Genomic DNA, 11,893 nt, shown 5'->3' with positions numbered 1-11,893 from the left:
GGACGGGGAAGTGGTCGACACGGTCCAGAGCGTCACGGGTCCCCTGCTGCCGGAGCAGCTCGGCGTCACGCTGCCGCACGAGCACGTCTTCATCAACATGACGAAGACGACGCCGCAGGACGGCTACCTCAACGTGTGGTCGGAGACGGAGGCCGAGCTCGGGCTGTTCGCCGCGGCCGGCGGTGCGACGCTGATCGACCTGACCAACGGCGAGCTGAGCGACTACGCGGCGCCCGTCGGCTGGAGCGACGACCCGCGCGTCATGCAGCAGAACCCCCGGTCGGGGTCGCGCTCGATCGCGAACGTGCTCGCGACGAAGGCGATGGCCGAGGCGACAGGCACGCAGATCATCCTCGGCACGGGCCACTACTACGACACCTACCTCGACAAGCGCTGGTTCGACCGCAACGCGACGAACACCATCGCGGACTTCCTCGTCGCCGACCTGCTGGAGGAGATCCCCGGCACGGGCGTGCGCGCGGGCGTCATCGGTGAGGTCGCGTCGGACCTCTCGCACATCACAGCGGTCGAAGAGCGCTCGTTCCGTGCGGCCGCGCGGGCCAGCCGCGAGACCGGCGTCATGGTCAGCACCCACGCGGCGTCGTTCCCGACGGGCCTGGCGCAGCTGGAGATCATGATCGAGGAGGGCGTCGACCCGGCCCGCGTCGTGATCGGCCACGCCGACACGGTCAAGAGCGTCGACTACTCGCTGGAACTGATGCGGCGCGGCGCGTTCGTCCAGTTCGACTGCCTCATGACGTGTCGCATCGGCGGCGACCTGATCGCCCACCAGATCGACCGGAGGCTGTCGTACCTGAAGACGATGATCGAGAAGGGCTACCAGAACCAGATCCTGCTCTCGCAGGACGTCTGCCAGCGCTCGCACCTGCGCGCACTGGGCGGCCCCGGTTACACCTTCCTGTTCGAGGAGTTCCGGAGGCTCGCCACGGAGGCCGGCATCGACCCCGGGGTGCTCGACCTGATCCACACCACCAATCCCCGCCGCGCGATCTTCGGACAGTGATCCCATGCCCATCCACACCGTGCTAGGACCGATCGCCCCGGAGCGACTCGGGCCGACGTCGATGCACGAGCACCTGCTGAGCGACCTGAGCGTCTGGGCGAAGCCGCCCGGGGAACTGCCCCCCGCCGACGTGCCGATGGGCCCGGAGCTCGCGGCCTACCTGCGCTGGAACGCGCTGTCGATGCCGGCGAACCTGGTCCTCGACGACCCGGAAGTCGCCGCCGCGGAACTCGCTCACGTGCGGGCGGCCGGCGCGTCCGCCGTCGTGGACCTCACGCTTGAGGGCATGGGTCGGCGCCTGGCGGACCTGCCGGAGATCTCGCGCCGCGCCGGAGTGCACGTCTGCGTCGGCGCCGGCTACTACGTGGAGGAGACCATGCCCGCGTGGGTGCGCGAGGCGGGGACCGACGAGCTCACCGAGATCCTCGTGGCACAGCTCACGGACGGCGTCGGCCCGAGCGGCATCAAGCCGGCCCTGCTCGGCGAGATCGGGACCAGCTGGCCGATCACGGCTGCCGAATGGCGGCTCGTTCGGGCGGCCGGCCGGGCCGGGGCGCGCACGGGCAGCGCCGTCTCCATGCACCTCTCCTTCCGCGGCACGGGCGGCACGGACGTCCTGGCCGCGCTCGTGGAGGTGGGAATGCCCGCCGACCGGGTCGTCATCGGCCACCTCGACGAGCGGTGGGACCGCGGGTACCACCGCGAGATCGCCCAGGCGGGCGCCCTGCTGGGTTACGACACGTTCGGCTCGGACTTCTTCTACGGCTCGCCGACGCTGCGGAACCCGACCGACGCGGAACGCCTCCAGATGGTCGAATGGCTCCTCGGCGAGGGATTCGGCTCGCAGCTGGTCATCGGCGCCGACGTCTGGACCCAGGCCAACCTCCGCCGCAACGGCGGCAACGGCTACGACCACCTCTTCCGCCGCATCGCCCCGGCGATCACCGAGCTGGCCGGCGGCGACACCACCGTGGTCGACACGATCCTCGTCCACACTCCCCGACGCCTCCTGGACCGCCCGTGACACCCTCCACACCGACCCCTGGCCCCGCCCACGCGCACGCGCTCCCGGAGGAGGCCGAGTACGTCGTCGTCGGCGGCGGCACGTCGGGCAACGTCGTCGCGGCCCGGCTCGCCGAGGCCGGCCTGGACGTGCTCGTCCTGGAGGCCGGCCCCGACTTCGGGCCCGAGGGCGGTGCCGCCTGGCCCGCCGACCTCGTCGACGCGACGCGGCTTGGACGCTCGCACGACTGGGGCTACGACTCCCGCGACAGCTACCCGTGGGTTGTCGGCTTCGAGCGCGCCCGCGCCATCGGTGGCTGCTCCGACGTCAACGGCTGTACCCAGACCTGGGGGCACCGGCGCGACTACGACGCCTGGGCCGAGGCGGGCCTGACCGGCTGGGCCACCGAGGACCTGCTGCCGCTGTTCGCCGAGGGCACGCGACGGATGCGCGTGCGCACCTACCGGGCCGACGACCTCACGCCGTGGCAGCGCGCCTGGTACGAGGCGGCGCCCACCGTCGGGATGCCGCGGCTCACCGACCTCAACGACGTCGACGAGTCGGCGGGGTTCGCCCCTGAGGCGGTCAACATCGTCGACGGCGTACGTGTCAACACCGCCTTCGCCTACCTCGACCCCGTGCGCGCGCTGCCGAACATCCGGATCGTCGGCGACGCCCTCGTCGACCGCGTGATCGTGACGAACGGGCGGGCGAGCGGCGTCGTGGTCCGGCACCGTGGCGAGACGGCGACCGTGCGGGCCGGGACGGTCGTGCTGGCGGGTGGCGCCTACAACTCGCCGACGATCCTGCTGCGCTCGGGCATCGGCTCGTACGCGCAGCTCGCGGTTCTGGACATCCCGCTCACGCAGCACCTGCCCGGTGTCGGCGAGAACCTGCACGACCAGCCGTTCCTGCTGATGAGCTGGGCGGGCTCCGAGGAGATGACCGCGGCGATGGAGCGGGCGCGCGCGGCGGGCTGGTGTCCCGACGAGCAGGCGATGGGCAAGGCGGCGTCGAGCTTCGACACCGAGGCGTTCGACCTGCACTTCCTGCCGTACAGCCCGACCCATCTCGTCGAGCGCAAGCGCTGGAGCGTGGGGGTGTCGGCGCTGCAACCCCGGTCCCGCGGGTTCGTGCGGCTCCGTGGCGCGGACCCGGAGGCGAAGCCGATCATCGACCACCGTTTCCTGGCCGACCCCGAAGGCGTCGATGTCGCGGTGCTCGCGGAGGGTGCCGCGATCCTGCGCGAACTCGCGGCGGATCCGCGACTCGCGCCGCTCGTCGGCGCGGAGATCCACCCCGGACCCGAGACCTTCGACCGGGACGCGCTCGTCGCCCACCTGTACCGCAACCCCGACAACTACTGGCACCCCGTCGGCACCTGCCGGATGGGCACCGGCGACGACGCCCTGTCCGTCGTCGACGCGCGGGCGCGGGTGCACGGCATCGAGGGGCTGCGTGTCGCGGACTGCTCGATCATGCCGAAGGTCCCCCGCGCCACGACGGCGATGCCGGCGGTCGTGATGGGCGAGAAGGTCGCCCAGCTGCTGCTGGAGGAGGCGGCCGCGTGCTGAGCGAGGAGCCGACCCGACTGTCGATCCAGGACGCCGAGATCGTGCGGACACCGGTGCGGGCGCTGGTCACCGCGGAGCTCGTCGAGCGTGCCCGCGCCCGGCCCGCGCCGCCCTACGACCCGGACATCGCCGAGGTGCTGGACTTCGTGCGCCGCCAGCCCGACCCCGACCTGCCCAGGTACCTGATCGTGCGGCTCGCGGACGGTTTCGCCGTCGGCGTCCGCGCGGCGACCCCGGGGCGGCCGCCGGATCTCGTGGACCCGCGGCGCCACCCCGACCGGGGCGCGGCCGAGCACGCCGTCCTCGAACGTCGACTGCGGGACCACGGACTCGACTGGTGAGCAGCGTCCCGCACGGGCGTGCCCGATACCGAAGGAAGACTTCATCATGACGCCACCCACCTGGCCGGCACCGAATCCGACACTCGTAGGCACGCTGCACTCGGCGTCCTCCGGGCACTACCTGGCCTCCGCCGCGGCGTTCGCGATCCTCGAGGCGGGCGGCAACGCGGTCGACGCCGGCTGCTGCGCGGGTATGGCGCTGGCCGTGCTGCACGCCGACGAGGTCAACTTCGCCGGCGTCGCGCCCATCATGATCCGCCTCGCCGACGGCACCACCGTGAGCCTCGACGGGCTCGGGGTCTGGCCGCGGCGCGTACCGGCCGACCTGTTCCAGACCGAGCACGGCGGCACCATCCCCACCGGCGTCCTGCGCACCGTCGTTCCGGCCGCGCCCGACGCCTGGATCACGGCGCTGCGCGACTACGGCACGATGACCTTCGCCCGGGTCGCGGCGGCCGCGGTGCGGCTGGCGCGGGACGGCTTCGCCGTCTTCCCGCTGCTCGCCGACGGCATCGCCAAGCGGCAGGCCGGCTACCGGAGGTGGGCCGCGAACGCGGCGATCTACCTGCCCGGTGGCCGGCCGCCGCGCGTGGGGGAGCGATTCGTCCAGGCCGACCTCGCGCGCACGATCCAGACCATGATCGACGCCGAGGAACGCGCGGGCGGCGACCGGGTCGCCGGTCTCGAGGCCGCCCGCGCGGCGTTCTACGAGGGCGAGATCGCCGACCGCGTGGTGGCCTACCACGAGGCGAACGGCGGCTATCTGCGCCACGACGACCTGGCGGAGTTCCGCTCACGCTATGAGCCGGTCGTCGAGACCCGCTGGCGCGACTTCACGCTCCTGACCTGCGGCGCGTGGTGTCAGGGCCCCACCCTCGCGGCGGCGCTGCTCATTCTGGAGCGGCACGGCCTGGACGGGATGGCACACAACAGCCCGGCCTACGCGCACACGGTCATCGAAGCGCTCAAGGGTGCCTTCGCCGATCGCGAACACCACTTCGGTGACCCGGAGTTCGTCGACGTGCCGCTCGACCGGCTGCTGGGGGACGAGCACATCGCCGCGCGTGCGGCGGCGATCGACCCCGACCGCGCCTTCACGGGCCTGCCGCCGGCGCTGTTCGGCCGGTCGCAGGTGCTCCCCGACGCGATCCGCGCGGACGAGGTACGCCACATCGGCGAGGGCGGCACCAGCTACGTGTGCGTCGTCGACCGCTGGGGCAACGCCTTCTCCGCGACGCCGTCCGACGGCGCCTCCACCTCGCCCGTCATCCCCGGCACCGGGATCGTCCCCTCGCTGCGCGGCCTGCAGTCGCGGCCCGACCCCGCGCATCCGGCGGGCGTCGCGCCGGGCAAGCGGCCCCGGCTGACGCCCAGCCCGGCGATCGCCGTGCGCGACGACGGCAGCGTGCTCCCGTTCGGCTGCCCGGGCGGCGACATGCAGGTGCAGGCGATGCTCCAGGTCTTCCTCAACGCCTTCCACTTCGGAATGGAACTGCAGGAGGCCGTGAACGCGCCGCGCTTCTCGACCTGGAGCTTCCCGAACTCGTTCGCGCCCTTCGACTACCTCGCGGCGCACGTCTTCCTGGAGGACCGGTTCGACCCCGCCGTCTACGCGGGTCTTGAACGACGGGGGCACGACGTGCGGCGCTGGCCCCCCTACACCCGCGACGCGGCCGCCGTCGAGGCGATCTACCGCAACGCCAGGACGGGGTTCCTCGAGTCCGCCGCCGACCCGCGGCAGCCGGCCCAGGCGGTGGTCGCGTGATCGGCGCGCCGCCGCTGGACCCGCGGATCCACATCGCGCCGGTGCTCACGATGGATCCCGGCAATCCCCGGGCCGAGGCACTCGCCGTCGCGGGGGACCGGATCGTCGCGGCCGGGAGGCTCGCCGACGTGCGCGCGGCCGTCCCCTCGGGAACACCGGAGGAGACGCACGACGGCGTCATCCTGCCGGGCCTGATCGACGCTCACCTCCACATGCAGCGCGGCGGCCTCAAGGCGCTCGCGTACCTGCCGGAGGGGGCGGGTCTCGCCGAGTTCATCGAGACGATGGATCGCACCTTCCACGACGAGGACTGGCCGTACGAGGAGCCGCCCGAGCTCGAGCAGCGTGTCCAGGCCATCGGCATCGCACAGCGGCTCTTCCATCAGCTGGGCTTCACCGGCGTCGTCGATCCGGCCTCGACCATCGACGAGATGCGCGGTTACCAGGAAGCACACCGTCGTGGCGCGCTCACGATGCGCACGGTCGCGATGCCCTACCTCGAGATCGGCTCCACGGCGACGCCCGACGTCGACGCCGTGATCGCCCACCTCGAGGGCACCGGCGTGTCCACCGGGTTCGGCGACGACCAGCTGCGGATCGGCCCGATCAAGGTCTACGCCGACGGAGAGGCGTTGAAGGGGCAGGCACTGCTCGACCAGCCGTGGGACGAGAGCGGCTACCGGGGACTGCGGCGGATCTCCGACGAGGACTTCGCGCGGCTCGTGCGCTTCTGCGCCGAGCACGGCTGGGGCGTGGGCACCCACGCCGTCGGCGGTGCGGCGATGGCCTTCGTCGCGCGCGAGTACGCCGCCGCGGGCGCCGCGGTGGCGCGGCGCCGGTTCCAGATCATCCACGGGTACCTTGAGCCGAGCGCGGAGACGATCGCGACCGCCGCCCGCGCGGGCGTCATCGCGTCACTGCAGCCGTCGATCATCTGGCAGAACGGCGCGGGGCTGCGCGTCGCGCTGGGGGAGCGCGCCGAGCGCGCCAACCCCGTGCGCAGCTGGCTCGATGCCGGCGCCGTCGTCGCGTTCGGCTCGGACGGGCCATTCTTCGCCTTCGATCCGCGCCATCTCATGTGGCAGGCGGTCACCCGGCGGGTGCGCGGCGAGGACGAGCCGCTGAGCCTCGGCGAGGCGATCACGGTCGAGGAAGCGCTGGCCGCCTACACGACCGGCGCGGCGTACGCCGCCTTCGCCGAATCCAGCCGTGGCATGCTGCGGGCCGGTCGCCTCGCCGACTGGGCCCTGTGGTCGGCGGACCCCACAGCGGTGCCGATCGATCGCCTGCGCGTGCTGACCGTACGCCGCACCGTCGTCGGCGGCCAGACCGTGTATGACGAGGTGGGCGCGTGATCCAGACGGTCCTCGGTCCGATCGAGGCCTCGGCGCTCGGCCGGGTCGCGACGAACGAGCATGTGCTCACCGATGCGCGGCACCTGGTGCGGCCGACGCGCGAAGGCGGGACGCTCAAGGGGCCGATGCGCCCGGAGGTCCTCGGCGACCTGCGGTGGAGCTATCTGTCGTTGCCCGACAACCTGACGCTCGACTCGCCCGAGACCGCAGTCGCCGAACTGTCCGCCGCGGCGGAGGCGGGTCTCGGCGCGATCGTCGAGGCGACGTCGTGGGGGATGGGGCCACGCCACGCCGACCTTCCGGCGATCTCGCGCGCCGCTGGAGTCCATATCGTCGCCGCCTACGGCAGCTACATCGACAAGACCCTGCCGGGCTGGTGGGCCACGAAGACAGAGGCCTGGATGGAGCGTGCGTTCACGACGGCGCTCACCGAGGCCGTCCCCGGCGCCGGATACCGCGCGGGCCTGCTGGGTCTGCTCGGCACCAGCGCCGAGATCACGCCGGCCGAGCACCGTGCGTTGCGCGCCGCCGCACGGGCCGCCGCGGCCGCGAACGCGGCCGTGAGCGTTCGCCTCGACGCCGCGGCCCGCCGCGGTCCTGAGGTCGTGGCGATCCTCACGTCCGAGGGTCTTGACCCGTCGCGCGTGCTCTTCTGCAACATCGACAAGGTGCTCGACCGTACCTACGTGCGCGAGATCGTCGACACCGGAGTGACCGTCGAGTTCGCGTTCGGCAGCGAACACTACTTCGCCGACCGCGCCCGAGACGCCACCGACGCCGAGCGCGTCGAGTTCCTCTGCGCCCTCCTCGACGATCGCCCCTCCGCCGCGGTCACCCTGACGTGCTCCGTATGGACCAAAGGACAACTCTCCCGCTACGGCGGCATGGGATACGGACACGTCGTTCGTCGTGTCGCTCCCGCCCTCGCCCGGATGGGCGTCGCGCCCCGGAGGATCGACGACATGCTCATCGCGTGCCCCGCCGCGTTGCTGGCTGGCTAGACAGAACGGATACACCCACATGACGACCGGGACGACCGACAGGCCGCTGCACTGGTGGAGCGCCGCAGATCTCGCGCGCGGTATCCGCACCCGCGAGATCTCCGCCGAGGAGGTGATGCGCGCCCACCTGGACCGTATCGCCGAGACGAACGACACGGTAGGCGCCATCGTCTCGATGGTCCCGGAGTCGCAGGCGTTGGCGGCGGCTCGCGAGGCCGACCGCGCGGTGGCGCGGGGGGAGGAGGTGGGCGTCCTGCACGGGCTCCCCACTGCCGTGAAGGACCTCATGGACGTTGCGGGGCTGCCGACGAGCCACGGCTCTGCCGCCTACGCCGACGCTCCGGCAGCGACCCAGGACGCCCTCATGGTGCGCCGCGTTCGCGAGGCGGGCGCCATCATCATCGGCAAGACCGCTACGCCCGAGCAAGGGCTCGGGACCCTGACGTTCAACCCGCTGCACGGCGTCTGCCGCAACCCGTACGACACCTCGCGCCACGCGGGCGGATCGAGCGGCGGCGCGGCCGCGGCGCTCGCGGTCGGCATGCTGCCGATCGCCGACGGCTCCGACAGCGGCGGCAGCCTGCGGTACCCCGCGGCGTTCTGCAACGTCGTCGGCGTGCGCCCGACACCCGGCCGGGTGGCAAGTGGACGCCCCGACAACGGTTGGACCGCACACGGCGTGCTCGGCCCCATGGCACGGTCGAGCCTTGACGCGGCGCTCGGCCTCGCGGCGATGAGCGGCGCCGACCGTTACGCCCCGATCTCGATCCCCGAGGATCCCGCGCGTTTCCTTGACGTCGCCTCGAGTGCCCCGCCGCACGTGCGTATCGGCTGGAGTGCGACGGCGGGCGGCGTGCCGATCAGCGAGGAGGTCGCCGCCGCCCACGCGGCCGCCCGCGACGCGCTCGTAGCCGCCGGGTATCCGATCACCGACCTGGAGCCCGAGCTCGCCGACGCCGAGGAGGCGTGGGAGACGATCGAGATGTTCAACTTCTTCGCCTTCGGCCGCGAGGACGCGGCGCGGCATCCCGACGTGATGCGCCCCGACCTGCTGCGCAACATCCGGCAGGGCGAGCGGCTCACGGCGGGCCAACTCGCGGACGCGCTGCGTGCGCGCACCGAGATCTTCCGCCGTACGGAGCGGTTGTTCGACGACTTCGACGTGCTCATCGCGCCCGCGACGCCCGTCGTCGCCCCGCCCGCCGAGGTGGAATGGGTCGACCGGGTCGGCGGTGTCGAGTACGACCGGTACTTCCGCTGGCAGATGCTCGCGAACCGATTCACCGTCACAGCGCACCCCGTTGTCGTCACACCGGGTGGATTCAGCGCGGGGCTGCCGGTCGGGTTGCAGGCCGTCGGGCGTCACCGGGGTGAGTTCGCTCTGCTCTGCGCCACGGCGGGAATCGAGGCCGTGCTCGGCCACGTCGGCCGCCGTCCCCCGATGTGAACGTCGACGGTAGTCAAAGGATCCAAGAGAGTGTAGTTTGGATCCAACTTTCCCGGTGGTCGCTTCGGAGGAGCACGTTGACATGACCCTCAGTTTCCGTGGGCGGCTCGTCGCCTCGTGCCTCACGCTGATCAGCGTCGGTGCTTTGACCGTGAGCTGCTCCAGTACGTCGGGAGACACCGCCGACGGCGGCATCGGCGGCGAGATCATCTGGGCCGACTTCGGCGGCCCCACCAACGAAAGCCGTCAGATCGCGTATTTCGACGGGTTCGCCGACGAGTACGGTGCCGAGGTGACCTCGGTGACCACGGAGGACTCCATCTCCTACCCCATGCTCGAGGGCGAGGCCGGTGACTACGACGCGTTCCAGGTCAGCGCCGCCGAGGTTCTGAACTATCCCAACGGAATGCGGGAGTTGGCGGAGTCGGCCCAGTCCGACCTGCTGCCGGACGAGCTGCGTCCCTATCTGCTGGGCGGCTTCTACCTCGGCATGGCGCAGGGGTGGCTGACGGACACGTTCCCGGACGGCGGTCCGCAGGACTGGGTTGACTTCTTCGACACCGAGACCTATCCCGGCACGCGTGCCTGGCCGGGTGCGCCGGCGTTCTACGACTCGTCCTACGAGATCGCGCTCCTGGCCGACGGCGTCGCGCCCGAGGACCTCTACCCGCTCGATCTCGATCGGGCTATCGCCAAGCTCGACACGATCCGCGACGACCTCGTGTTCTATCAGTCCTATGCCGAGGTGCAGCAACTGCTCGTCAGCGGAAGCGCGTCGATCGCCGTATCGGTGACCGGCCAGTTCAACGCTCTGCGCAACGCTGGCCAGGATGTCACCGTGCAGTGGAACCAGGCGTTCACGACGCCGCAGGGTTTCGTCATTCCACCGGAGTCGAGCGACTCCGACGCCGTGGCGGCTCTCGCCGAATGGATGAACGACGCGGAGAACCAGGCGACGTTCGTCGAGCGCACGGGGTACGGCCCGGTGAACTCCGCGGTGTTCGACGTCCTCGACCCCGAGTTCGCCGAGACCCTGGCCAACTCGCCGGAGCATGATGGTCTCGTCATCCCGTGGAACGAGCAGTGGCGCGCGGACAACAAGCAGGCGATGCTCGACACCTACACGGAGTGGCTGGCCGGCTGATGATCATCGACGCGTACAACACGACCCAGGATGTCCGCGGGCGCTCGGACTACCTCACCGGAGTCCGCGCGGGTGAGCAGCCGCCCGCGTACGTGCCCTTCGACCCGCGGCGGATCCTTGACAGCATGGACGCCGCCGGCGTCGACATGGCCATGGTGTGCTCGCTCTCGCAGCGGATCGAGAACGACTTCATCATCGGTATGCAGGATGCGTACCCGGACCGGTTCATCGGTTTCGGTCAGGTCATGCCGCAGTCGGACGACGCTCTCGACGAGATCCGCCGCCTCGCCGCGGCGGGCATTCGGGGGCTCAAGCTGCATCCCAGCCTGCATGGCTATCACGTCGCCGACCATGGCCTGCTCGATCCGGTCTTCCGTCAGTGCGCGGAACACGGGATGGTCGTGCTGATCAACGCGCTCGACGACGCGTTCTGTGCGCCCTTCGCCATCGAGGAGATCGCGAAGGATCACGCGGACGTACCCACGATCATCGCCCACATGGGCGCGGTCTGGAATGTGCCCGAGGCGGTCACCGTCGCCGAACGCCAGCCGCACGTCTACCTCGAGACGTCGGCCACGCTCATGGCCGACGTCAAACGCGCCTACGCGCGGCTCGGTCCGGAGAAGATCCTCATGGGCACGGAGTGGCCCGGTTCCGACTTCGACATCGAGCGGCTGAAGATCAGGAAGGCCATTCGCGACGAGGCCGACCGCGCCCTTGTCGAAGGTGGCAACTACGCCAAGCTTCTCGGCATCACCGGGTAGGGCGGCCACCCCCGTGAGCAGGCCGCCGTTGACTCGACCGCCGGAGATGAGTGACGACGACGCCGAGCTGGTGGAGGCGGCCCTCGCCCTCCTCGACCGGGTGTACGTGACCGGCAGGCACGAGGTTGTCGCCGCGATGCGGCTCACCGACGGGTCCGTGCATCTCGGCGTGCACGTCGACGCGTCCTCGCGGCGCGGGGCGGTGTGCGCCGAGGGCGTCGCCGCCGGGAACGCCGTGTCGCACGCCGCGGTGACCGGCGCCGCCCCGGCGGCGGTGGTGAGCTGTGTGAGCGTGCTTCGTCGTCCGATCGGGACCCAGCACGTGATCGAGCCGTGCGGCGTGTGCGCCGAGCTGCTCAGCGACTACTGGCCCGAGGCGCGTGTGTGGGTGACGCGCGGCGACGACACGATGGCCGTCACGGCGGCCGAGCTGCTCCCCGCGAAGCGCCAGCGCGGCTGGTGACGGGCCCGGACC

Annotated in this window: 11 protein-coding genes; all 11 read left to right on the top strand. The window is 71.5% G+C overall.

Going from position 1 to position 11,893, the window contains the following annotated elements:
* Positions 1–10: 10 nt before the first annotated feature.
* The 11 genes from ACYVPE_RS12125 (at position 11) to ACYVPE_RS12075 (ending at position 11,881) form a co-directional block, all read left to right on the top strand.
* Positions 11–1,024 (top strand): phosphotriesterase family protein, encoded by a 1,014-nt coding sequence (locus ACYVPE_RS12125; RefSeq protein ID WP_461033513.1) that lies wholly within the window; start codon positions 11–13, stop codon positions 1,022–1,024.
* 4 nt (positions 1,025–1,028) lie between these two features.
* Positions 1,029–2,048: a phosphotriesterase family protein gene (locus ACYVPE_RS12120; protein ID WP_461033512.1), complete on the top strand. Its 1,020-nt coding sequence runs from the start codon at positions 1,029–1,031 to the stop codon at positions 2,046–2,048.
* A complete protein-coding gene (locus ACYVPE_RS12115; protein WP_461033511.1) occupies positions 2,045–3,601 on the top strand; it encodes a GMC family oxidoreductase in 1,557 nt (518 codons plus the stop codon). Before ACYVPE_RS12120 ends, ACYVPE_RS12115 begins: the two co-directional genes overlap by 4 nt.
* The gene (locus ACYVPE_RS12110; RefSeq protein WP_461033510.1) at positions 3,595–3,942 is read left to right on the top strand and encodes a hypothetical protein; all 348 of its coding nucleotides are present in this window, start codon (positions 3,595–3,597) and stop codon (positions 3,940–3,942) included. The genes ACYVPE_RS12115 and ACYVPE_RS12110 overlap by 7 nt, the downstream gene beginning before the upstream one ends.
* 46 nt (positions 3,943–3,988) lie before the next feature.
* Positions 3,989–5,707 (top strand): gamma-glutamyltransferase family protein, encoded by a 1,719-nt coding sequence (locus ACYVPE_RS12105; RefSeq protein WP_461033509.1) that lies wholly within the window; start codon positions 3,989–3,991, stop codon positions 5,705–5,707.
* A complete protein-coding gene (locus ACYVPE_RS12100) occupies positions 5,704–7,062 on the top strand; it encodes an amidohydrolase (RefSeq protein ID WP_461033508.1) in 1,359 nt (452 codons plus the stop codon). The genes ACYVPE_RS12105 and ACYVPE_RS12100 overlap by 4 nt, the downstream gene beginning before the upstream one ends.
* Positions 7,059–8,063 carry a phosphotriesterase family protein gene (locus ACYVPE_RS12095; RefSeq protein WP_461033507.1) on the top strand — a complete coding sequence of 335 codons (1,005 nt, stop codon included), beginning with the start codon at positions 7,059–7,061 and terminating at the stop codon, positions 8,061–8,063. The genes ACYVPE_RS12100 and ACYVPE_RS12095 overlap by 4 nt, the downstream gene beginning before the upstream one ends.
* Before the next feature lie 19 nt (positions 8,064–8,082).
* Positions 8,083–9,510 (top strand): amidase, encoded by a 1,428-nt coding sequence (locus ACYVPE_RS12090; RefSeq protein WP_461033506.1) that lies wholly within the window; start codon positions 8,083–8,085, stop codon positions 9,508–9,510.
* Positions 9,511–9,592: 82 nt separating this feature from the next.
* Positions 9,593–10,654, top strand: coding sequence for an extracellular solute-binding protein (locus ACYVPE_RS12085; protein ID WP_461033505.1), 1,062 nt, complete (start codon positions 9,593–9,595; stop codon positions 10,652–10,654).
* Positions 10,654–11,418 carry an amidohydrolase family protein gene (locus ACYVPE_RS12080; protein ID WP_461033504.1) on the top strand — a complete coding sequence of 255 codons (765 nt, stop codon included), beginning with the start codon at positions 10,654–10,656 and terminating at the stop codon, positions 11,416–11,418. The genes ACYVPE_RS12085 and ACYVPE_RS12080 overlap by 1 nt, the downstream gene beginning before the upstream one ends.
* A 46-nt stretch (positions 11,419–11,464) precedes the next feature.
* Positions 11,465–11,881 carry a cytidine/deoxycytidylate deaminase family protein gene (locus ACYVPE_RS12075; protein WP_461033503.1) on the top strand — a complete coding sequence of 139 codons (417 nt, stop codon included), beginning with the start codon at positions 11,465–11,467 and terminating at the stop codon, positions 11,879–11,881.
* The last annotated feature ends 12 nt before the right edge of the window (positions 11,882–11,893 follow it).

Source organism: Streptomyces mayteni (assembly GCF_054783955.1).
Note: the sequence above shows the minus strand (reverse complement) of the source record. Positions and strands in the feature narration are given on the sequence as shown.

Bases quoted from the DNA above. Each gene is read 5' to 3' on its own strand.
- ACYVPE_RS12120 (WP_461033512.1), top strand. From the start codon at position 1,029: ATGCCCATCCACACCGTGCTAGGACCGATCGCCCCGGAGCGACTCGGG.
- ACYVPE_RS12105 (WP_461033509.1), top strand. From the start codon at position 3,989: ATGACGCCACCCACCTGGCCGGCACCGAATCCGACACTCGTAGGCACG.
- ACYVPE_RS12090 (WP_461033506.1), top strand. From the start codon at position 8,083: ATGACGACCGGGACGACCGACAGGCCGCTGCACTGGTGGAGCGCCGCA.
- ACYVPE_RS12085 (WP_461033505.1), top strand. From the start codon at position 9,593: ATGACCCTCAGTTTCCGTGGGCGGCTCGTCGCCTCGTGCCTCACGCTG.
- ACYVPE_RS12080 (WP_461033504.1), top strand. From the start codon at position 10,654: ATGATCATCGACGCGTACAACACGACCCAGGATGTCCGCGGGCGCTCG.
- ACYVPE_RS12075 (WP_461033503.1), top strand. From the start codon at position 11,465: ATGAGTGACGACGACGCCGAGCTGGTGGAGGCGGCCCTCGCCCTCCTC.